The 21,297-nt window shown below is 48.1% G+C and carries 18 protein-coding genes, 1 tRNA gene and 1 pseudogene; 15 read left to right on the plus strand and 5 right to left on the minus strand.

All coding sequences use genetic code 11. From position 1 onward, the window contains the following. Positions 1-101 precede the first annotated feature (101 nt). Complete coding sequence (locus tag BM292_RS09110) at positions 102-1,484, plus strand: amidohydrolase family protein (protein ID WP_092857820.1); 1,383 nt, start codon at positions 102-104, stop codon at positions 1,482-1,484. On the opposite strand, the gene BM292_RS09115 is transcribed toward BM292_RS09110, so the two are convergent. Continuing rightward, the gene (locus tag BM292_RS09115; RefSeq protein WP_092857822.1) at positions 1,464-1,883 is read right to left on the minus strand and encodes a YqaA family protein; all 420 of its coding nucleotides are present in this window, start codon (positions 1,881-1,883) and stop codon (positions 1,464-1,466) included. The genes BM292_RS09110 and BM292_RS09115 overlap by 21 nt on opposite strands. A gap of 149 nt (positions 1,884-2,032) precedes the next feature. Here BM292_RS09115 and BM292_RS09120 point away from each other — a divergent pair, with 149 nt between their 5' ends. Together BM292_RS09120 and cydB are read left to right on the plus strand one after the other, a co-directional pair. Continuing rightward, positions 2,033-3,427, plus strand: coding sequence for a cytochrome ubiquinol oxidase subunit I (locus BM292_RS09120; protein ID WP_092857824.1), 1,395 nt, complete (start codon positions 2,033-2,035; stop codon positions 3,425-3,427). Between the two features lie 3 nt (positions 3,428-3,430). Continuing rightward, a complete protein-coding gene (gene cydB, locus BM292_RS09125; RefSeq protein ID WP_092857826.1) occupies positions 3,431-4,432 on the plus strand; it encodes a cytochrome d ubiquinol oxidase subunit II in 1,002 nt (333 codons plus the stop codon). A 96-nt stretch (positions 4,433-4,528) separates the two neighbouring features. Here cydB and BM292_RS09135 read toward each other — a convergent pair whose 3' ends face one another. Beyond that, positions 4,529-6,055, minus strand: a complete 1,527-nt coding sequence (locus BM292_RS09135) for a leucyl aminopeptidase family protein (RefSeq protein WP_245751897.1) — start codon at positions 6,053-6,055, stop codon at positions 4,529-4,531. Positions 6,056-6,197: 142 nt separating this feature from the next. Here BM292_RS09135 and BM292_RS09140 point away from each other — a divergent pair, with 142 nt between their 5' ends. The 3 genes from BM292_RS09140 to BM292_RS09150 all read left to right on the plus strand — a co-directional run bounded on the left by BM292_RS09140 (position 6,198) and on the right by BM292_RS09150 (position 9,089). After that, the gene (locus BM292_RS09140) at positions 6,198-7,742 is read left to right on the plus strand and encodes a serine hydrolase (protein ID WP_092857830.1); all 1,545 of its coding nucleotides are present in this window, start codon (positions 6,198-6,200) and stop codon (positions 7,740-7,742) included. A gap of 107 nt (positions 7,743-7,849) precedes the next feature. Next, positions 7,850-8,926 (plus strand): hypothetical protein, encoded by a 1,077-nt coding sequence (locus BM292_RS09145; RefSeq protein WP_092857832.1) that lies wholly within the window; start codon positions 7,850-7,852, stop codon positions 8,924-8,926. Between the two features lie 86 nt (positions 8,927-9,012). After that, positions 9,013-9,089: transfer RNA gene (locus BM292_RS09150), tRNA-Arg, on the plus strand. A gap of 189 nt (positions 9,090-9,278) precedes the next feature. Here the strand turns inward: BM292_RS09150 and BM292_RS09155 are convergent. Together BM292_RS09155 and BM292_RS09160 are read right to left on the minus strand one after the other, a co-directional pair. Next, on the minus strand, positions 9,279-10,241 hold the full coding sequence (locus BM292_RS09155; RefSeq protein ID WP_177203828.1) for a HindVP family restriction endonuclease: 963 nt from the start codon (positions 10,239-10,241) through the stop codon (positions 9,279-9,281). A gap of 80 nt (positions 10,242-10,321) precedes the next feature. Next, positions 10,322-10,507, minus strand: a complete 186-nt coding sequence (locus tag BM292_RS09160) for a hypothetical protein (RefSeq protein WP_092857836.1) — start codon at positions 10,505-10,507, stop codon at positions 10,322-10,324. Positions 10,508-10,718: 211 nt separating this feature from the next. Here BM292_RS09160 and BM292_RS09165 point away from each other — a divergent pair, with 211 nt between their 5' ends. The 6 genes and pseudogenes from BM292_RS09165 to BM292_RS09190 all read left to right on the plus strand — a co-directional run bounded on the left by BM292_RS09165 (position 10,719) and on the right by BM292_RS09190 (position 18,556). Beyond that, on the plus strand, positions 10,719-11,969 hold the full coding sequence (locus tag BM292_RS09165; protein ID WP_092857838.1) for a TolC family protein: 1,251 nt from the start codon (positions 10,719-10,721) through the stop codon (positions 11,967-11,969). A gap of 3 nt (positions 11,970-11,972) precedes the next feature. Beyond that, on the plus strand, positions 11,973-13,118 hold the full coding sequence (locus tag BM292_RS09170) for an efflux RND transporter periplasmic adaptor subunit (protein WP_092857840.1): 1,146 nt from the start codon (positions 11,973-11,975) through the stop codon (positions 13,116-13,118). Between the two features lie 11 nt (positions 13,119-13,129). Then, on the plus strand, positions 13,130-16,327 hold the full coding sequence (locus BM292_RS09175; protein ID WP_092857842.1) for an efflux RND transporter permease subunit: 3,198 nt from the start codon (positions 13,130-13,132) through the stop codon (positions 16,325-16,327). A 59-nt stretch (positions 16,328-16,386) separates the two neighbouring features. Then, positions 16,387-17,274 carry a cation diffusion facilitator family transporter gene (locus BM292_RS09180; RefSeq protein WP_092857844.1) on the plus strand — a complete coding sequence of 296 codons (888 nt, stop codon included), beginning with the start codon at positions 16,387-16,389 and terminating at the stop codon, positions 17,272-17,274. Positions 17,275-17,573: 299 nt separating this feature from the next. After that, complete coding sequence (locus BM292_RS09185; protein ID WP_034734464.1) at positions 17,574-18,209, plus strand: cation efflux transmembrane domain-containing protein; 636 nt, start codon at positions 17,574-17,576, stop codon at positions 18,207-18,209. 15 nt (positions 18,210-18,224) lie between these two features. Then, positions 18,225-18,556 (plus strand): annotated as a pseudogene (locus BM292_RS09190) (YnfA family protein). 51 nt (positions 18,557-18,607) lie between these two features. Here BM292_RS09190 and merR read toward each other — a convergent pair. Beyond that, positions 18,608-19,051, minus strand: coding sequence for a mercury resistance transcriptional regulator MerR (gene merR, locus BM292_RS09195; RefSeq protein WP_092857846.1), 444 nt, complete (start codon positions 19,049-19,051; stop codon positions 18,608-18,610). A 74-nt stretch (positions 19,052-19,125) separates the two neighbouring features. Between merR and merT the strand changes: the two genes are divergently transcribed. The 3 genes from merT to merA are packed head-to-tail and all read left to right on the plus strand — an operon-like array spanning position 19,126 to position 21,248. Further along, positions 19,126-19,476: a mercuric ion transporter MerT gene (gene merT / locus BM292_RS09200; RefSeq protein WP_034734507.1), complete on the plus strand. Its 351-nt coding sequence runs from the start codon at positions 19,126-19,128 to the stop codon at positions 19,474-19,476. 13 nt (positions 19,477-19,489) lie between these two features. Further along, the gene (merP, locus tag BM292_RS09205) at positions 19,490-19,789 is read left to right on the plus strand and encodes a mercury resistance system periplasmic binding protein MerP (protein ID WP_034818174.1); all 300 of its coding nucleotides are present in this window, start codon (positions 19,490-19,492) and stop codon (positions 19,787-19,789) included. Between the two features lie 55 nt (positions 19,790-19,844). After that, positions 19,845-21,248, plus strand: a complete 1,404-nt coding sequence (gene merA, locus BM292_RS09210; RefSeq protein WP_092857848.1) for a mercury(II) reductase — start codon at positions 19,845-19,847, stop codon at positions 21,246-21,248. The last annotated feature ends 49 nt before the right edge of the window (positions 21,249-21,297 follow it).

Below are 21,297 nucleotides of genomic sequence, written 5' to 3' on the forward strand. Positions count from 1 at the left end.
TCATGCGATAAACAACACCCGTGTCGTTGTGACTTTTTGACTACAATAGCAGTCATGCTGTGTTGAGCTTTTACGTTACTTTTTTACTCAGGTACCCTTTTATGTCACGTTTCATCACCTTTGTTATCGCGTCGCTGTCGCTCCTTTTTATCAGCGCCTGTCAGCCACAACCCGAAGCGCTTGAAGTAAAAGTTGAGCCCAGTGGTTACGCTTTCCACGGTGTGAATGTGGTGACCCTAACCCGCACCGACGGAAATGTTGTCGCCAATCAAACCGTATTAGTTGAAGGCGACCGCATTACTGCTGTAGGTGACACCGCAACGCTATCGGTGCCGCAAAATTATCAACACATCGATGGACGTGATAAATATCTCCTAGCTGGTTTAGCTGAAATGCATGGGCATGTGCCGCCAGCCAGTGGTTTTGGACAATACCCCGACCGTTATCTCGACGATGTATTGTTTATGTACGTTGCGAATGGCGTCACGACAGTGCGCGGCATGTTAGGTTATCCGCATCAGTTGCAGTTGAAACGAGATATCACTGAGGGCAAGCGTATAGGTCCTACGCTTTATCTTGCCGGACCAAGTTTCAACGGCAACAGCATCGAATCACCTGAACAAGCGACGCAGCGAGTGATTGACCAACGCGATGAGGGCTGGGATTTACTTAAGGTTCATCCGGGGTTAACGCTTGCTGAATATCAAGCTATGGCGAAAACGGCGCGTAATGCAAAAATGGACTTCGGTGGCCATGTGCCGACCGACGTTGGTTTGGAAGAGGCGTTAAAAGCTGGACAACGAACCATTGATCACCTTGACGGTTACCTTGAAGAGATTGATGCGACTAATCGCGCTGCATCACGTTATGAACTCGATTATTTAGTCGCATTATCATTGCGCTACAACGTCGCCGTGGTGCCAACCCAAGCGCTGTGGGCAACCATTATTGGTGCGGCCGATAAAGATGCACTGCGTGCCTACCCAGAGATTAAATATGTACCGCAGCAAGTTCGCGATGGCTGGTTTGGTTACCTTGAGGAACCCACGCTTGGTTACTTCAATCAAGACAACGCCATGGTGCAGCAACAAAACCGCCAACGCCTCATCAAAGCCTTATATGATGGCGGTGTACCGATGATTTTCGGTACCGATGCGCCGCAGTTATTCAGCGTTCCGGGATTCTCGGCAATGCATGAAATTCGTATGTTACGCGATGCCGGTATTCCGACCGCAGGTATATTACACAGTGCGACAGTTGCTGCTGGTGAGTATTTTGCCGATAAAGATAAATTCGGTGCGATTGCGGAAGGTCAGCGCGCTGATTTCATGTTGCTCAATGAAAATCCTCTTATTGCCCCAGAAGCTATCGCTGAACATGCTGGTGTTATGGTTGCTGGCCAGTGGTTAGATCGAGCAACTATCGATGCGCGCTTAGCTGAAATTGCCGCAGCATATGCCGTTTCAACTGATACTGAGCAGTAAACCAAGAATGACCGCATAACGTGCGGCTTTGCCGATGGCAGTGAGAACCAAAAACACGCCGAAGTGAAGCCGCATAATGCCAGCAAAAAGGGTGATTGGATCACCAACAACCGGTAGCCATGCCAACAATAGACTCCACTTGCCATAGCGTCCAAACCACGCTTGCCCTTTCTCTAGCTGCTTTGATGACACCGGAAACCAACGCCGATGTTGCCAATGCAAAGCATAGCGACCTAACCCATAGTTCACACATGAACCGAGCGTATTGCCAAGCGTAGCCACTAACCACAACCAACCTACCGCATACCCTTGTGTTTGCAGTGAAACCAACAATACTTCCGATGAACCGGGTAACAGCGTGGCAGACAATAACGCCGCCACAAATAGCGTCACATACATACGAGATACTCTGGTTTTGGTACTGCCATACATTTTGTATGGGCACGATTAGTTATTATCTTGCTAATGAAAGGCTTATTATTCGTAACCAGCTAAATTAATGCCTATACTTATTTCGACTAAGGTACATACTACCCACGAGGTGAAAGATGTTCGAAAGTTGGTTCACACAGGCAGATGCGGTATTACTTGCCCGGTTTCAATTCGCATTCACTATTGCCTTCCATATTATCTTCCCCGCCTTCACCATTGGCTTAGCCAGCTATCTGGCTGTACTCGAAGGTCTATTTCTTAAAACGCGCAATCCAGTGTATCAAAAGCTCTACCGTTACTGGGTGAAAATCTTCGCGGTTGCCTTTGGTATGGGCGTGGTCTCCGGCATTGTGATGAGTTACCAGTTCGGTACCAACTGGTCGGTATTCTCCGACAAGGCGGGTCCCGTCATTGGTCCGTTGATGGGCTACGAGGTACTCACAGCGTTTTTCTTAGAAGCCGGATTCTTAGGTGTCATGCTCTTCGGGATGAACAAGGTTGGTGAGCGCTTACATTACTTTGCAACCCTCATGGTTGCTGTAGGTACCGCGATTAGTGCCTTCTGGATTTTATCGGTCAATAGCTGGATGCAAACCCCAGCCGGCTTCACCATGAACGAGCAAGGTCAATATGTGGTCACCAGTTGGCTAGAAGCCATATTTAATCCATCGTTTCCGTATCGATTGGCGCACATGCTGATTGCCGCATATTTAACGACTGCGTTTGTAGTTGGCGCGGTTGGGGCTTGGCATTTGTTGAAAGACAAAAGCTCGCAAGCCGCTCGCAAAATGTTTTCGATGGCGATGTGGATGGCGTTGATTGTCGCGCCGCTGCAAGTATTCGTTGGCGACCTTCACGGCTTAAATACACAAGAGCATCAACCCGCCAAAGTGGCCGCAATGGAAGGCCACTTTAAGTCTGAATCACAAGCGCCCTTGTACTTATTTGGCTGGCCCAATGAAGAAACAGCTGAAGTTGATTATGCGATTAAGATACCTGGCCTTGCCAGCTTGATTTTAAAACACGACGTCGATGCTACAGTAACGGGACTGGACGCTTTCCCACGTGATGAATGGCCGCCAGTTCCGATTGTGTTTTGGTCGTTCCGCATCATGGTTGGTATCGGCGTGTTGATGATGCTGATTGGCTTATGGTCTGGCTATCTGCGACTGCGCAAAAAGCTTTATGACTCGAGAGCGCTTCACCGTGCAGCTCTGTTTATGGGGCCGATGGGGTTTGTCGCGGTTATCGCCGGTTGGGTTGTCACCGAAGTAGGCCGCCAACCGTGGGTGATTCAAGGGTTGCTGCGTACTAGCGACGCGGCCTCACCCATTGATGCCGTTGGTGTAGGCGCCAGCCTCGTTGCATTTATCGTGGTGTACTTCTTGGTATTCGGTGCCGGTACGGTTTATATCTTACGCAAAATGGCCGGTAGCCCAGAGCATACCCATATTCCTGAATATGCACGCGTGCCAATGGCCGCTGAACGCCTATATCACGAGGAGGACTAAGCGATGGATTATGCACTCATTTGGGCAGCTCTAATTGCTATTGCAGTGTTCGCTTACGTGGCACTGGACGGCTTCGATTTAGGTATGGGAATTTTATTTCCATGGATTCGCGAGGAAAAATATCGCGACCGCATGGTCAATAGCGTGGCTCCAGTCTGGGATGGTAACGAAACATGGTTGGTGCTTGGTGGTGGCGGCTTGCTTGCCGTATTCCCTTTAGCCTATTCGGTACTGATGCCCGCGCTTTACATGCCCGTTATTGCCATGTTGTTGGGGCTTATTTTCCGCGGGGTTGCATTTGAATTCCGTTTTAAAAGTAAAGCCAATAAACATTGGTGGGATCGCGCATTCATGCTCGGTTCTATGGTCGCAGCGTTAAGCCAAGGCATTATGTTGGGTGCCATGCTGCAAGGTATTGAAGTGACTGATCGTGCTTATTCTGGCGGCTGGTTTGACTGGTTAAGCCCGTTTACCATCTTTGCTGGTATTGCTGTTTGTGTTGGCTATGCACTTTTAGGCGCAACGTGGCTGGTCATGAAAACTGACGGACCACTGCAAGCGCGCGCATACAACTATGGGCGAAACAGCGCCATCTTGTTAATCCTTGCCATTGCGACAGTCAGTATTTACTTGGTGTCATCATTTGAAAATGTCGCTGAACGCTGGCTTACCTGGCCTGGCTCGGCAGCGCTTTGGGTTGTTCCATTCGCTTTAGCGGTGATTGGCGGCGGTTTACTTAACTCACTCACCAAGCAGCAAGAGGGCCGCCCCTATTTATGGGCACTTGGCGTATTCTTAATTGCTTTCGTTGGCTTCGCCGTCAGTATCTTCCCGTATCTAATTCCGTTTGAAATTACTATTTGGGAAGCCGCCGGACCTGATAATAGCTTAGCGTTCTTGCTTGTTGGTGCTGTGATTTTGCTTCCGATTATCTTCGCGTACACCGGATACACCTACTGGGTGTTTCGCGGCAAAGTGAAAGAGGACAGTGGCTATCATGACTAAACCGACTTGGCAGCGCTGGTTATGGTTTGTCGGAATATGGGCCGCCGGGGTGATCACGATCACCCTGGTCGGCCTGCTCATTCGAGCGGTGTTACTTTAGTTTGCTTGGTTTGAGTACAGCTTTACCCATTCGGTGAGCAAGCGTACGCCGTAACCGTTGCCACCAGCTGGATGGATACCGTTAGCGCCAGCGTTGTATGCATTGCCGGCCATATCGATATGAATCCATGGGGTATCCTTAGCAAAGTGCTGTAAGAATACCGCGCCAGCTTGCGCACCAGGCGAACCAACGTTCTTAATGTCTGCTAACGTGCTGCTGATGATACCTGGGTATGGGCCTAACGGTAGTTGCCATACTAATTCGTCAGTTGATTCACCAGCTTGTTTCATGGTTGCAAGTAAATCGTCATGCTCAGTGAAAATCGCTGAGTAATCGGTTCCTAACGCACCAACTTTCGAGCCAGTTAACGTTGCAATGTCGGCAATTGCACGCGGTTTGAATTTATCACGTGCATACCAGATACCGTCAGCCAGAATCAGGCGACCTTCCGCATCGGTGTTCGCAACTTCAATTTTCGTGCCATCACCGGCAGTCACCACATCACCCGGTAACAGCGCTGAGCCTGAAATTAAGTTATGTGATAACGGCACCACAGCCACAACGTTAACCGGTGCTTTCTGTCCAGCTAATGCCATCACTGCACCTAATACTGCACCGCCACCCGCTTTATCGGTTTGCATACGCAAGATTGAGCTCGACGACGTTTTCAGATTATAACCGCCGGTATCGAACGTATTCCCTTTACCAACCAGAGCAACCGGTTGGTCTTTACTGCCTTGCCAATGCGCGGCCAGCAAGTAAGCCTTGTGTTGGCTACCTTGGCTGACACCGTAAAGCGCACCCATGCCGGCTTTACGCACTTGTTCAGGGTTCAATACGGTTACCTTAATACCCAATGGCTTCAATGCTTTTGAGGCCATTTCAGCAATCGCTTGCGGATAGCCATCGCCGCCTGGCAGATTGGTAATGTCGCGCGCTAAGAAAACACCTTTTGCAATCGCTTGGTAGTCGCCATAGTGTTGCTGTGCCGCCGAATCATCAGCCACTTGCCAGTAATAGGTGACGGTGTCGCGATCTTTTGCATCGCTCTTATAGCGATCAAAACGATAGTTTTTTAAATCCATACCGTGTGCAATGGCTGCAACCGCATCCGCATCAGCAAGCAAACTAGCGTTTAACGCCACTTCGCTATCACTTGGCAACGAGCTAAGTAGCTTTGCGCCAACTTGCTCAGCTTTCACTCGATTAAATGCATCGGCCGCTCCAACGCCAACAACAATCAAACGCTGCGCTGTTAATCCAGTAGGCGCTAATACTTCAACCATTTGGCCGTGCTTACCAGTGAATTCCTTCGCATTCAACGCAGTGGTGACCATAGTTTGCGTCGCGCTTGACCACGATTCTAATGCAACCGCCTGATCTTCCGCGACAAATACCACCATCACCTTACTGTCATTGTTCGCGTCATCGTCAAATTTGTGGTTTATGACAAACTGCGAGGCGAACGCCTGTACTGACAACATGAACGTTGCAAGTGCCGCAATAACTTTCATTGCCTTCATGACTCTTCCTCTATAAGAAATAACCTGTTGCGTAGTGTAACCAAACTGCGCGGGTTCACTAGCGTATTCGGGCAAGTTGCCTAATCTCTGCGATGAGGTTAGATTGGCTAGCAGTCAATAGAACAAAAATCAGGACACAATCATGACGTTATCTTTCAAACCCTTAGCCAGTTTGGTGTGCGGTGCATTGCTCTTTTCAACCGCGCCAACATTCGGACAATCTGCCGATGATATTCGTGCAACAGCTGAAGAAGCGTTGAGCGCATTTAATATTCCTGGGCTTGCCGTTGTTGCGGTGAAAGATGGTGAAGTGATTTTAGCCGAAGGCTTCGGGGTTCGTGATATTGGCAACGGCGAGCCGGTAAACGCTGACACCCTCTTCGGTGTTGCCTCGCATACCAAAGCTTTTACTGCAGCGGCGCTTGCGACACTCGTTGAGCAAAAGAAACTTCGTTGGGACGACAAAGTCATTCAATACATTCCTGAATTTCGTTTGTCGGACCCGGCAATTACCGCCGAGCTGACCATTCGCGATCTGTTGAGTCATCGCTCTGGCTTAGGCGTCGGTGCCGGCGATTTGATGATTTGGCCAAACACTGACAAATCCACCGCAGAAATTTTAGCAGGGCTGGCTCATGTACCATTTGCCTCCGGCTTACGTGAGCGCTTCGCCTACAACAATTTAATGTTTGTCACCGCAGGAGAAGTCATCGCCCGCGCCAGTGGCATGCCGTTTACGGACTATGTGCGAAAAAAATTACTTAAGCCGTTGGGTATGAATGACACGGTGATTGGCCATTCCAACATTCCAGGTAACGTTGATAATGTGGCAGTCGGCACTATTGAAATGAATGGCAAGCTGCATCGTTTCCCACTGGATTATCTGGAAGATTTTGCAGCGGCAGGGGCCATGGCTAGCAACGCCAATGACTTCGCGAAGTGGTTACTGGCACAAATCGCCCATGGCAAATCAATTAACGGTGAGCAGGTGTTTAGCGCCGATTCTCAACGTGCCATGTGGCAGGTCGTTACTCCATTGACGGTGAGCGCCAGTGCTGCCGAGAACGGCACGCATTACCGTGGCTACGGCTTGGGTTGGTTTGTGAAGAACGAACACGGCGTAAAACACGTTTACCATAGCGGCGGTATCTTAGGCATGCTTTCGCTCACGACCATTATTCCTGAGCGCAACTTTGCGATTACTGTCATGAGCAATCAGCAGGCCTTCGGTGCATTAACCGCAATTACTCAAGAAGCGCTTGAAGACTTATTAGGCTTGCCAGATTCCGATTGGATAGCAGAAGAAAGCGAAAAATATCGCGAGTTTATGGATTCTAAAGCAGCGTTTAAAATGCCTGTACCGGATGTCAGTCGCAAAGCATTACCATTAGCGCGATACGTGGGTAGCTACGTCGATGCTTGGTATGGTGCTGTCGATATTGGTATGACGGACAAAAAATTACGGATTAACTTCACCCACACACCAATGCTAAAAGGCACCCTCGAGCACTATAACGGCGATACTTTTGTGGTGCGTTGGGACGAACCATTGTTAGAGGCTGATGCTTATATTGATTTTAACGTCAGCCGCTCGAACGAGGTGACAGGCGCTAAAATGGAAGCGATTGCGCCATTTACCGATTTCAGCTTCGATTTCCATAATTTAGAGTTAAAACGCCAACCGTAGTTGGCGTTTTGGGTTATCTGCTTTTATTAAGTTAAAGGAAAATATAGGTCACAAAAATTACAGTAATTGCGTCTAGCCTATAATTGTAAATAAAAAGGACAAGGACGATGACACTACGATTACGCCTAGGCTTTCTTATTTTCATTTTAGTAATTGCTGGTTGCGGAAGTGATTCTGGCGATGAAACACCAACTGAACCGCCAGTTACGGGGAAATTAACAACCATTCTCTCAAATCAACTTACTGTCGAATTGCTGGCACAAGACGGCGAAGCACAACTTGCGGGCACTAACAGCGGACTTTATTGGCGCAGTGACTATACCGCTGCGTGGGAATTACGTTCTCCAACGACAACCGCGGTAAAAGGTGTGGCTATTGTTGCCTCTGGCTATTATGTGGTTGCATTCGAGCGCGAGGATATTTCCGACGACTCAGCGCCCTTTCCGCTTTATCAAAGCCAAGACGCCGGCGAAACTTGGACGGAAATTGAGCATGATTTTGGCGGCGAATTTCACAGTGCCATTCGAAACTTAGCTTATGATTCCGGCACGGATCAAATATATGCAGTTGGTAACACATCTCTCGCAGTGGCTGACACGACCGCCACTCACTGGACACTTCTGCACGGCGAGTGGGACGGTTTCGCCTCTGGATTGCGCCTGCTTTATGTCGACAGCCCGAGACAACAAGTGTGGTTTGGTGGCCAAGGCGCTATCGAGAATGGTTACTTAGCGCGTTACGATCAGACTACCGGCAACGTTCGCGAGTGGCACGAACTATTACCTGCACCCGCTACCTTCATTGGCGGCCTCGTTCACCCACTAACGCCCTCCACCGTGTTATTCAGTGGCGAAGGTGGCGTTGTGTTAAGTACCGACAGTGGCGAGCAATGGCAAACCCCAATGGGCGACGTAAATCATAAATTCTACTGGGATGTTGTATTGGCAGAGAATGGAACGCTCTATTCCGCGCAGTACGACAAACTTTCAGCTGAACAGCCGTTGATAATTGAATGCAGCACCGACAACGGCGAAACATGGGTTGAAAATGACTTGTCAGATGAAACCAGCCGAGGCGGTGTGAAAAGCTTAATGCTTGTTCCAGGGGCCTCCGAAACAATGCTATACATTGGTTTGTGGGATAACGGCATTAAAGCTATCGCGCTTTCGGACATCAGTTGTTAGCCGGATAAATGGGCCGAGTGCGCTAGACAGCATCTGCCGAGATCACTATAATGCCGGCTCTTTCCGATTCCTTTGCGAATCTATGCGCACCCGTAGCTCAGCTGGATAGAGCGCTGCCCTCCGGAGGCAGAGGTCACAGGTTCGACTCCTGTCGGGTGCGCCATAATTCTATAGCCTGACATTGATAGCAAGTACTAACTTTGAGGCTTTTGTGCCGATTCTGTGCCAAAATTGTGACTTGTTAAGGTTTTGCCTCCAAGTTTCATGACCTTCGCACAACATTCTTGCTCTTAATCGATTTAGGAAGCAAATTCTGTCGTTTTCTCTTAAGCATAAACAACAATATTCAATTTTAAGCATCGTCTTTAAATAATTCCTGTGCTGTATAATACAAGCTTTGATCAAAACGACGTTCTGGACTTAACTCTTTGTGCCCGCCATTCATAATCACATTTGTGATGCTAGATAATTTCATAATTGGATTATAACGTCGAGGATGATTCATAAATCTACGAGTCATTTTACCATTCAGAGCAAATTCTTTGTCAGTCTGCAGGTTGAAAGCCATTTGAGTATAAATATTATGAATATTTACCTTATCTGTTTGTGTTAGTTCGTAAAGAATCCTTGCAAGCCTTAGCGTTGATCTATAAAGCCTTGTAACTTTCCCCACATCTCGCTCTCTTGATGCGCAATCAATAAAGGTACGGCAAATAGCAAAGTCGCTCCAAACAAAAATATCATATGCATTACCCTTATCAATAATCGGTGACTTACCCAATGTCTTCCATATTGGATGTAATAAAAAAGGTTTTTGGTAGTCTTTAAGCTCTGTAAATATTTTATTTAAACACCCAATGATTTCCTCCCTTTTACTCAACATTTCAACAGTATTATCCCAATGTTGAATTGTCGAACAGGTAGGCTCTAAGATTTCCTTTAGTCTCGCTCTAAATGGTTTTATCGAATCAAAAATACCTAGCGCGGCGTAAGAAGTACTTGCAGGTCTAATCACCAACTCGGTACCCCAGTCAGACTCTCTGTCGTTTGCAGTGGTATTGTCCGGAATAACTGTAAGCTTAACTTCCAAGGCTCGAATAAATGAGTCACCGAGTTTTAGTACGAGATCAATTCCTTTAATGTCTGTCCTTGAATATTCTTGGTAAGGCTCGAATTTTGACTCGAATAAAAAACTCAATTCATTATTTGCCACATCGGTACCAAATATAAAATCAAAACCTTCTTCTCGCGCTTCTACCTGAAGCTCTTGATTCGTGCATAGGTATACAGCAGAAGTATTTGTGTGAATCGCCACTAGTTGAAAACTATTTTTAATTAATGTACCGTTAAGCTGCTTATTTAGAACTGTAGGTAATGATGCTTAGACTAGGATTTTTAATACTGGTGCTTGTTGCTGTTCTGACTCAAATCAGTCAGGCGGTTGCTGATGTGCATCAATCTCACCAATCCTCTTCTGAGCAACACCTCAATTTTGAGCATGACGAATCCCACATCGATAAGCGCAATCTCCCTAAAAGTGGCGAAATCAGCTTTGACTGCCATCACTGCTGTCACTGCCATGGCTCATTTCATTTATATGCCATGAAGACTGAAAAAACTCTCGCGTTACCACGAATGGGCACAATACGTCCTGGGTATACTGAGTTTTACACTAACCCTCTATCATCTCCGCTGTTCCGGCCTCCCATCTCCTCATAACTGCCTAATAAGCTGCTATAGCAGCGCAAAAAAATCATTATTTTACGCAGTAATATGACTGAGGAGTCTATCTATGGGTCCGTTTTCGACACATAGCAAACGCTTGTTTATTGCCGTAAGTCTGGCAATAAGTTCAAGCTACGCCAATGCACAACAGTTGCCCGAGCAATGGCAAAAAACTGTGCAGCAACACCCCAGTGTTGAAGCCGCTCAACAGCAGGCTGAAGCGCTGATCCAACAGGGCAAACAATTAAATCAGCCTTTGTACAACCCTAGCTTATCGTCACGCTTAGAGCGCGAGGGTGACATCAATAATTACACTGTTGGCCTAAGCCAAACGCTGGACTGGAGCACTCGCAATGAAGCAAGAGCCAGTCAGAGTGACGCCATGACGGCTATGGCAGTGAGTATTTATCGCCAGTCGGCGACATCGCATGCTAAAACTCTGTTGAATGCCTATGTGCAATGGCTGGATGCAAAACAGCGTTACGCACTGGCCGAGCAACAAGAGAAAATCGTTAAACAGGCGATAAGCTTGGTTGCCGAACGACGTAAAGCCGGTGACTTAGGTGCCGTCGACGAACAACTGACGGTACTCGCACTAAGTCGGCAACTGCAACAAACGGCAGCGGCTTATCAACAGCTGCAATCCGCTGAAGCAGAGTTAAACGCTCTGCTAACCACGATTGACGTCGCTCAACTCTCCGTGAATGAGGAGCTATTTAACGTTGAACCTGCGTTAACGGCTCGCTGGCAACAACATCCAGCGTTAAAAGCCGCTTACCTGCAATGGCAATTAAAGCGCGCCGATGTCGACTGGAAACGCTCGTTAACCACCGCCAACCCAACCATAGGCGTCGAAGCGGGCGAGAGCGATAACGAAACAGTAGTTGGCTTATCATTCAGCATTCCACTACAGATTCGCAATAACTACAGCGATGCGGTACGCGCAGCCAATAGCGAAGCTGTTGCTGAAGAAAAACGTTTGATTGCACTAAGGCAACAATGGCAAGCAGCACTGAAATCATCTCTTAACAATTATCGTTTTGTGAAAAAACAGTGGCAAAGCTGGCAAAAAGACTTTCAATCTCGGCAGGATGAGTCGATGCAGGTGATTGAGCAGTCCTGGCTCGCCGGTGACCTATCCACCACAGACTACCTCACCGCTGTGCAACAGCAGCTCGATAGCCAATTTGCAGGGATAGCGCTGCAAACACAATATCGGTTGGCCGCCATTGAATGGTTGTACCGTTCGGGCGAACTCAGTAAAGCGCTGACGTTATCGCCGTTAAGCCAGCCAACAAACGCAGAGATTGGAGAGTAAACGATGTCAGTAAAACCTTTATACGCAGCAATAGCACTTGCGCTGAGCTTTTCGGTTATGGCGCAGGATGAACACGGACACGACGAAAAAGAAGATACCCACAAGGAAGAAGGCAAACACGAGCAAGGTGAACATAAGGAAAGTGCAGGCGTGGAGCTATCCAGCAAGCAGCTATCCATGGCAGATATCACCACGCGAACCTTGCAAACTCAAGTCATTGAATATCCGGTTTATGCCCCGGGCGAGGTGGTTGCTAACGACTTTAATAGCTATATCGTGAGTCCGCGCATCGATTCGACCGTTCTCAAACGTTTTGTCAGTATTGGCGATCACGTCGAAAAAGGTGAGCCACTGGCAACCCTCTTCAGCGCCACCATGGCGGAGGCGCAAAGTCAGTATTTGGTCACACTTAACGAATGGCAACGCGTGCAGTCACTCGGTGAGTCAACGGTGGGTGAAAAACGCTTTGTCGAAGCGAAAAACGCCTTTACCTCAGCGCAAGCGCAACTCAAAGCATTTGGTATGTCAGCCAGCGACATTAAGCGTTTAAGTAAAGCTAACTACCCTATCGGCGAATACCAACTGACCTCAGAAATTGGCGGGATTGTGGTTAGCGATAACTTCAAGCAAGGCCAGCAAGTTAATGCCGGTAATCACTTGGTTGAAGTGCTGCAAGAAGAAACCTTGTGGGTTAATGCTCGTCTACCAGGCTCAGCTGACCTTAGTGTGCAGTTTGGTGATCCTGTTACAGTGAGTGTCGACAATCAGCGCTTTGCGGCAAAAGTCATTCAGGAAGGCCACACAATAGACCATAAAACCCGCACCCGAACGGTACGACTTGCGGTAAATAACGAAAAGGACCAATTACACCCTGGTTTATTTGCGGATGTTTATTTCTCAGTCAAGTCGGATGGACCGGTGCTTGCAGTTAAGGACTCAGCCTTAATGCGGGCCCCTGATGGTGACTGGCAGATATTCATTGAGCACGAACCCGGAAAGTTTGAACCGAAGAAAGTCGAATTGGTTGATGAAAAGGGTCCGTGGAAAGTTATTCGAGGCGTTAACGAAGGCACAAAATACGTAGACAACGGCGCGTTTTTCGTTCGCTCACAAATCGCTAAAGGCGGTTTTGACCCACATAACCACTAACAGGAGGTTGTATGTTTCAGCGCATTATTCAGTTTGCTGTCGCCAATCGCCTGTTATTGGTATTGGCTTTATTCAGCATCAGCATTGCGTCATTTTTTATTATTCCCAAACTTAATCTGGATGCCTTTCCCGATGTTACCAACGTTCAGGTAACGGTAAATACGGAAGCACCAGGATTAGCAGCGACCGAAGTCGAGCAGCTTATTACCTATCCGATAGAGTCGGTGATGTATGCCCTGCCCGACGTCAAAGAAGTTCGGTCAATCTCAAAAACAGGTTTATCGGGCATTACCGTGGTATTTGACGAGAGTGTCGATATCTACTTTGCCCGGCAACTGGTATTCGAGCGGCTGCAAGCGGCAAAGGAGTTGATTCCAGAGGGAGTCGGCACGCCCGAAATGGGCCCTAACTCTTCCGGTCTCGGCCAGGTTTATCAGTATCTGCTACTTGCCGAGCCGGGCTCTGGTGTCAGTAGCATGGAGCTACGCAGTCTTAACGACTATGTGGTTAAACTGCTACTGATGCCCGTTGAGGGAATTACCGAAGTCTTGTCCTTTGGCGGTGAAGTTAAGCAATATCAGGTTAACCTCAATCCCGCCAAGCTGCTGTCTTACGACCTTACCCAGCAAGACGTCATGGGCGCGGTCAACAAGAATAACGGTAACGTTGGTGGTTGGTATATGCCCCGCGGTCAGGAGCAGTTGGTTATTCGCGGCACCGGCTGGTTGGATAGCGGTAAAAAAGGCCTGCAACAAATACGACAAATACCGCTCAAAACCGTTGACGGCGTTTCCGTAACACTGGGACAGGTTGCCGACGTCGAAATCGGCAGTGAAATTCGCCAGGGGGCGGTCTCAATGTCGCGTAAAGTCGACGGCGAGGTCAACCAGTTGGGCGAAGTGGTGTCGGGTATTGTGCTCAAACGCATGGGCTCGAATACCAAAGCCACCATCGACGGTATTAAAAAGCGCATTCCGCTTATTCAGCAAGCATTACCCGAGGGTGTTACCTTTGAGCCGTATTATGATCAGGCCGATTTAATACAAAAAGCCGTATCTACGGTCGCGTATTCACTGCTCATTGCCTTTGTGTTTATTATCGCAGTATTAGCACTGTTTTTGCTCAACATACGCGCTACTTTTTTAGTGTTACTGTCCATTCCCGTTTCTATCGCCATTGCCCTGATGGTAATGTCCGCGATGGGCATGTCGGCTAACCTGATGTCGCTGGGCGGGATTGCTGTTGCCATTGGTATGCTGGTCGACGGCTCCGTGGTGATGGTTGAAAATATCTTTAAGCACTTAAGTCGTCCGGATAGTGAACACCAAGACGACGCCGAGCAACGCACAGAGCACCGCGACCCGGATCCTCAGGCAGCCAAACTCGATAGTCATGGTATCAAGCTGCGAGTTAAGGAAGCGGCTAACGAAGTGGCACGACCGGTATTCTTTGCCGCCATGATTATCTTGGTGGTCTTTATGCCACTGTTTAGTTTTCAGGGTGTTGAAGCTAAATTATTTGAGCCCATGGCTATCAGTATTATGCTGGCCATTATCTCCGCGGTTTTTGTGGCCATCATGGTTGTACCGGCATTAGCCAGTTACTTTTTCAGTCGGGGTATTAAGCCTCGTGAAAATAAGCTGCTTAAACCACTAGATAATGGTTATAAAAGACTATTATCGGTGGCGTTACGCAGTAAAAAGGCTGTTATTGCCCTGGCCGGTGTGCTGTTTGTCGGCGCTTTGGTGTTAGTGCCTCGTCTCGGCACAGAGTTTGCGCCCGAACTGGAAGAAGGCACGATTAATATTCGCGTGACATTAGCCCCCTCCTCTAACCTTGAAACGGCCTTAGAGGTGGCTCCGAAGCTTGAAAAAATCCTGATGTCGTTCCCGGAAACCACCTACGCACTCAGCCGCATTGGACGAGCCGAAGTGGGCGGCGATCCAGAGCCTATCAGCAACATCGAGATATATGTGGGTCTTAAGCCGCAGTCTGAATGGACAACAGCATCGGATCGCTACGCCTTACAAGAAAAAATGGAGGCAAAACTAGATGATCACCCAGGCTTGTTGTTTAATTTTTCACAACCTATTGCAACACGGGTTGATGAACTGCTCTCAGGTGTAAAATCGCAGCTAGCCATCAAACTATTTGGACCCGAGCTTGACGTGTTGGCCCGTAAAGGCCAGGAAATAGAAAGTGCCGTCAAGCAGGTTGACGGGGCCGTTGCAGTAGCGATGGAGCAAATAAAAGGTGAAGCACAACTGGTGGTTTCGCCGAAACGCCAACAACTCTCACGCTACGGCTTAAATGTCTCCGATGTACTTAGCGTTGTCGACAATGGCTTGGGTGGCGCTTCGGCAGGCCAGATCATTCGCGGTAATGAGCGCTATGATATTTACGTGCGGTTGGCCAAGCAATTCCGCGATACGCCGGAGTCTATTCGCTCGTTACGCTTGTTAACTCCCTCGGGGGCCTGGGTAACCTTAGGCGAAGTCGCCAACGTTGCAATTGAATCAGGACCACCGCAAATCCGTCGTGATGATGTACAGCGTCGCGTTGTAATTCAATCGAACGTTCAGGGTCGTGACATGGGCAGCGTGGTTGCCGATATTAGGAAGGCGATTGACGAGAAGGTGGATTTACCAACCGGTTACTCAGTCGACATTGGTGGCCAGTTCGAAAGTCAACAACGAGCACAGGAGCGCTTGTCCATTGTCGTTCCCATATCGCTGGCACTCATCGCCCTGCTGCTTTATTTTGCTTTCGGCACCATGGGTCAAGCCATGTTGATTTTGGTGAATGTACCGTTGGCAGTCATCGGTGGTATTGTGGCACTCTATGTGTCAGGACAGTACTTATCGGTGCCCAGCGCCGTGGGTTTCATCACACTGTTTGGTGTGGCGGTACTAAACGGTGTGGTTCTGGTCGAAAGTATAAACCAGAGAATAACCGATGGGCATGCAGTTAATGATGCCGTGTTTGATGGCGCATGGTCTCGACTACGCCCGGTATTAATGACGGCAATAACCTCAGCGTTAGGACTCATTCCCATGCTGTTTGCAACCGGCGCAGGCGCTGAAATTCAGCGTCCATTGGCCACCGTCATTGTTGGCGGTTTGGTGTCTGCGACATTGCTAACACTGGTTATCTTACCCGTGCTCTATCCTTGGTTTTCGAAACAAAAAATTAAGGATCTGAGCCGTTAGGGTTCAGCACTTAAGGGGGCGGTTATTGCCGCCCCTTCTACTACAAAGAGGAACGTATTATGGGGCATCACCATAACCATGATCACTCAAAGGACATGCCGTCCAACCGATTAGGGTGGGCATTTGTTCTTAACTTTGTTTTCACCATTATCGAGTTTATTGGTGGCTTTCTTACCAACAGTACCGCCATTTTAGCTGATGCCGTTCATGATCTTGGCGATAGCTTGTCGCTTGGCCTGGCGTGGGTACTTAATAAGCTGGGCAAAAAACAGGCTAACCAACACTTTACCTACGGTTATAAGCGACTCAATCTTGCCGGTGCATTTATTAATGCCGTTGTTTTAATCGCAGGCTCTGCCTGGGTACTTGTGGAAGCGATTCCCAGACTCTGGAACCCTCAAATGCCCATCGCTGATGGCATGATCGCTTTAGCCGTCGTTGGCATTACAGTTAATGGATTTGCCGCTTACAAATTGTCAGAGGGCAAAACGTTAAACGAACGCGTTATTAACTGGCACTTGCTGGAGGATGTTCTCGGCTGGGTTGCTGTACTTATCGTTGGTATTGTTTTGTTGTTCGTAGACTGGCCAATTCTCGACCCTATATTGTCGATTGGCTTTACTCTATTTATTTTAGTGAATGTGCTGCGCAACCTGTGGGCAACGCTGAAACTCTTCATACAAGCAACTCCGGACAAAAAAACCTACAGACAAGTCGCTGACGCTTTACTGGAGCTACCTCATGTTGCTGACCTACACCATTTGCATTTTTGGTCACTAGACGGCGAGGAGCATGTATTAACCGTTCATTTGGTGTTAACTGAAAATCTTGATATCGAGGCCCGTAGCGACTTAAAACAGCACATCGATAACGTCCTTGCGCCCTATGCTCTAAGCCATACAACGGTAGAACTCGAAGATCCTGATGAAGCGTGCCGGGACAACTGATAATGAGTGCATTATTTTTGTTCAAGACGAGCCAGTAATACACCAGATGTGCGCATGAAATTGATGCTCGATATCATATTCTCCAAACACAACATCGACACTTTGGTGACCCGAGTCTTAAATATGGAAAGAAGCAGATGCAGAGGTAAAAAAGCTGTGTGTTAATAAGACCAATATGAGCAACCAATATATTTTCGTAACGGCCACTTTATCTAATAATCCACCATAAAACCAGCGCTGAAACTCGTGTTAACGTGTGATAAACTGTAGGTATATCGAAATCGTTTTAGGTTGTTCCAATGTCATCATGTTGCGGAAGTTCAGCGCAAGCCGAAATGGATAACTCTCAACGCAGGTTGTTATGGACGGTTCTAGTCCTTAATGGCGTCATGTTCTTTGTTGAGTTCATTGCGGGTTGGATGGCTGAATCCAGTGGTCTTATTGCTGATTCGCTGGATATGCTTGCCGATACTTTGGTTTATGCTGTGAGCTTATACGCTGTTGGCAAAGCCATTAAATATAAAGTCAATGCCGCTATTTTAAACGGCATACTGCAAACATTATTAGCTCTGGCGGTGTTATTGGATGTCATCCTTAAACTGGCATTTGGTAGTCAGCCCGAAACCTTTGTCATGCTCTCAATAGCGGGGCTTGCATTACTGGTAAACATCGTTTGCTTTGCCCTTCTATATCGCTCCCGAAACGGCGATATTAACATTCGCGCCAGCTGGATTTGTTCACGCAATGACATGATCATGAATGTCGGTGTTATTGTCTCTGCGATGCTCGTCGCCCAGCTCCATGCGGCATGGCCTGACTTACTCATCGCAACTGTCATAGCCATCATTGTACTGCACTCTGCTATTCGCATCATCAAAGACGCGATAGCTGTAAAGACAGGTGAAAAAGACGATATTTCTGGGTGTTGCGGGTAATCACCAGGATTCGTAATGAGCTCAATATTTTTAATAAAGACACTCGGGTTATTTATCGCAACCGCAATTGCAGAAATTGTCGGTTGCTATTTACCCTACCTATGGCTCAAAGAGGGTCATTCCGTTTGGTTGCTCATTCCGGCAGCAATAAGCTTAGCCTTATTTGCTTACTTATTAACACTTCATCCAGCGGAAAGCGGGTGGGTCTACGCAGCTTATGGTGGTATTTACGTGTTAACTGCCATAAGCTGCGAATTATCGATAAATCGCCTTTATCCAGCTTCGACTTGATTGGGGCGGCGTTTGTGCTAACCGGTATGGGGATTCTTGTGTATGGCTGGCGTTAGCTATAAAGCAATTCAGTTAAAGAACTACGCTCAAAAGTTTTACTACACAGACTAACGCACCTTATGTTTGTCCGTGGTAGCGTCCTCAACCCCGTCATTAAGCGACGCCATCAGTGGACAATAGACATCTCCGTGTCCGGAGCTGCATTTTTGCACCAGCTCATTCAACGCTCGTTCAATTTGCTGTAAGCGCGATATCTTTCGACGAACACTGGTGAGCTTTTGCTCTCCAAGCTCCCGTGCTTCATCGCAATGAGCGCCATCTTGCAGAGTTAATAGCTCACCAATTTCATCCAGACTAAATCCGAGCCATTGAGACGCGCGAATAAAATGAAGCCGAGCAAGCGCTTGTTCGTCGTAATGTCGGATCCCCCCATACGGCTTCTCCGGCTCGCTCATTAGCCCTCGGCGCTGATAATAGCGCACCGTTTCCACGCCCACGCCGGCTGTTTTGGCCAGCGTGCCAATTGTCATTACGTTGCGTTTTTTTAACATAGCTATTGCTTCCGTAGTGAGGTACGGGTCTAAGATTAACACATTAAAGCAAAATGCCCGAAGGAGTTACTCTTATGTCAAATTCAAAATCTGGTCGGGGCTCTCTTCTCGCGGGAGGGATCGCAGCGACTCTGGCATCTGCGTGTTGTCTGGGTCCCCTCATATTACTTGCACTCGGTGTATCCGGGGCCTGGATTGGGAGCCTCACAGCACTTGAGCCTTATCGACCCATTTTTATTGCCATTGCATTGATTGCCATATTCTTTGCCTGGCGTCGAATATACCGGCGTGCTGATGACTGCAACCCTGATAACACCTGCGCAACGCCAAATGCTCGTAAGAGCTACAAAGTGATGTTTTGGCTCGTTGCGGTGCTTACTTTAACAGCATTGGCTTACCCCTATGTTGTTCCTTTCTTTTACTAGGAGGCAATACACGATGAAAAAAACAATGATAACAACCATTTTATTTTTACTGTTTAGCATGCCCGCATTGGCGGTTGAGAAAACGGTTACGCTATCAGTACCCGGTATGACATGCGTCACCTGCCCAATTACTGTCAAAGCTGCACTTGGCCAAGTTGCAGGTGTGAGCGCCGTCGATGTCCGTTTTGAAGAGCGGGATGCAACCGTGACATTCGACGACGAAAAAACGTCAGTTAAGCAGCTCACTGAAGCAACGACAAATGCAGGATACCCATCAACACTGAAAGCAACGGCACCAAAAAATCAGTCATGAAACATCACAATGCCTTATAGCTGCTGTAAAACTGAAAGACCAAGGAGTAACCGTTATGAGTAATAACAATTTACACATTGCTGTCATTGGTAGCGGCGGCAGTGCGATGGCTGCGGCACTCAAAGCGACCGAGAGAGGTGCCCGAGTGACGCTCATTGAGAGAGGTACTATTGGCGGAACTTGTGTCAATATTGGCTGTGTCCCGTCTAAAATCATGATCCGAGCGGCTCATATCGCCCAACTGCGGCGAGAAAGCCCTTTTGATAAAGGCTTAAGTACTCATACTCTTAAGGTAAATCGATCAGCTCTCCTCGAGCAACAACAGGCTCGGGTAGAAGAACTCCGTGAATCCAAATACCAGAGTATTCTTAGAGAGAATTCCGCCATTACCGTTATTAACGGCGAAGCCCGCTTTATAAACGATGAAACTCTTTCCGTATCACTTCGCGATGGCGGTGAGCAAACGGTTTACTTTGACCGTGCTTTTATCGGCACCGGGGCCCGACCCGCACAACCCCCCATCCCCGGCTTAGCTGAAACCCCTTACCTTACTTCGACAAGCGCATTAGAGCTAAGTAACATTCCTAAACGCCTCGCTATTATTGGAGCCTCGGTCGTTGCTCTTGAATTAGCACAGGCCTTCGCGCGTCTCGGTAGTGAAGTTACTGTTTTGGCTCGCAGTCGGGTGTTATCCAAAGACGAGCCTGCCATTGGTGAAGCAATAGCGACTGTTTTTGATCGCGAAGGCATCAATGTGCTTGAGCATACAGAAGCCAGCGAAGTGCGTTACGACGGACAACACTTCATTCTCAAAACCAATGCCGGAACATTAAAAGCAGAACAACTGCTCGTGGCCACAGGCCGTACGCCCAATACGGAAAACCTCGATTTAAAAACCATCGGTGTACAAACTGAACGCGGTACAATAACGATTAACGAGCGCATGCAAACCTCTAGCTCAAGAGTATATGCGGCAGGCGACTGTACGAATCAGCCGCAGTTTGTCTATGTCGCCGCCGCAGGCGGCAGCCGAGCCGCTATTAACATGACGGGCGGTGATGCGCATCTTGATCTCAGTGCAATGCCCGAGGTTATCTTTACTGATCCACAAGTCGCCACGGTGGGTTTATCAGAAGCTGATGCTAAAACTGGTGGTTACGTCACCGAAAGCCGCACGTTGAGCCTTGAAAATGTCCCACGGGCATTGGTTAACTTCAATACCCAAGGGTTTATAAAAATTGTCGCAGAGAGTGGCAGCGGCCGACTGCTCGGTGTTCAAGTCGTCGCAGGAGAAGCCGGTGAGTTGATTCAAGCTGCTGTAATGGCGATAAGAGCAGGAATGACAGTCAATGAGTTGGCTGATGAGCTCTTCCCATACCTTACGATGGTAGAAGGCTTAAAATTATGCGCTCAAACGTTTACTAAAGATGTTAGCCAATTATCTTGCTGCGCTGGGTGAGATAACCTAGCTGAATCGACACTGATTTGCTAGACACCTTGCCGCCATT

Source organism: Pseudidiomarina tainanensis (assembly GCF_900115255.1).
In the GTDB taxonomy this organism is placed as follows: domain Bacteria; phylum Pseudomonadota; class Gammaproteobacteria; order Enterobacterales; family Alteromonadaceae; genus Pseudidiomarina; species Pseudidiomarina tainanensis.

Coding starts and splice junctions, on each gene's coding strand:
- merP (WP_034818174.1), top strand. CDS start 19,490: ATGAAAAAAACAATGATAACAACCATTTTATTTTTACTGTTTAGCATG.
- BM292_RS09160 (WP_092857836.1), bottom strand. CDS start 10,507: ATGGCAGTGACAGCAGTGATGGCAGTCAAAGCTGATTTCGCCACTTTT.
- BM292_RS09165 (WP_092857838.1), top strand. CDS start 10,719: ATGGGTCCGTTTTCGACACATAGCAAACGCTTGTTTATTGCCGTAAGT.
- BM292_RS09140 (WP_092857830.1), top strand. CDS start 6,198: ATGACGTTATCTTTCAAACCCTTAGCCAGTTTGGTGTGCGGTGCATTG.
- BM292_RS09175 (WP_092857842.1), top strand. CDS start 13,130: ATGTTTCAGCGCATTATTCAGTTTGCTGTCGCCAATCGCCTGTTATTG.
- BM292_RS09145 (WP_092857832.1), top strand. CDS start 7,850: ATGACACTACGATTACGCCTAGGCTTTCTTATTTTCATTTTAGTAATT.
- BM292_RS09170 (WP_092857840.1), top strand. CDS start 11,973: ATGTCAGTAAAACCTTTATACGCAGCAATAGCACTTGCGCTGAGCTTT.
- BM292_RS09115 (WP_092857822.1), bottom strand. CDS start 1,883: ATGTATGTGACGCTATTTGTGGCGGCGTTATTGTCTGCCACGCTGTTA.
- merA (WP_092857848.1), top strand. CDS start 19,845: ATGAGTAATAACAATTTACACATTGCTGTCATTGGTAGCGGCGGCAGT.
- merT (WP_034734507.1), top strand. CDS start 19,126: ATGTCAAATTCAAAATCTGGTCGGGGCTCTCTTCTCGCGGGAGGGATC.
- BM292_RS09110 (WP_092857820.1), top strand. CDS start 102: ATGTCACGTTTCATCACCTTTGTTATCGCGTCGCTGTCGCTCCTTTTT.
- BM292_RS09185 (WP_034734464.1), top strand. CDS start 17,574: ATGTCATCATGTTGCGGAAGTTCAGCGCAAGCCGAAATGGATAACTCT.
- merR (WP_092857846.1), bottom strand. CDS start 19,051: ATGTTAAAAAAACGCAACGTAATGACAATTGGCACGCTGGCCAAAACA.
- BM292_RS09180 (WP_092857844.1), top strand. CDS start 16,387: ATGGGGCATCACCATAACCATGATCACTCAAAGGACATGCCGTCCAAC.
- BM292_RS09135 (WP_245751897.1), bottom strand. CDS start 6,055: ATGAAGGCAATGAAAGTTATTGCGGCACTTGCAACGTTCATGTTGTCA.
- cydB (WP_092857826.1), top strand. CDS start 3,431: ATGGATTATGCACTCATTTGGGCAGCTCTAATTGCTATTGCAGTGTTC.
- BM292_RS09120 (WP_092857824.1), top strand. CDS start 2,033: ATGTTCGAAAGTTGGTTCACACAGGCAGATGCGGTATTACTTGCCCGG.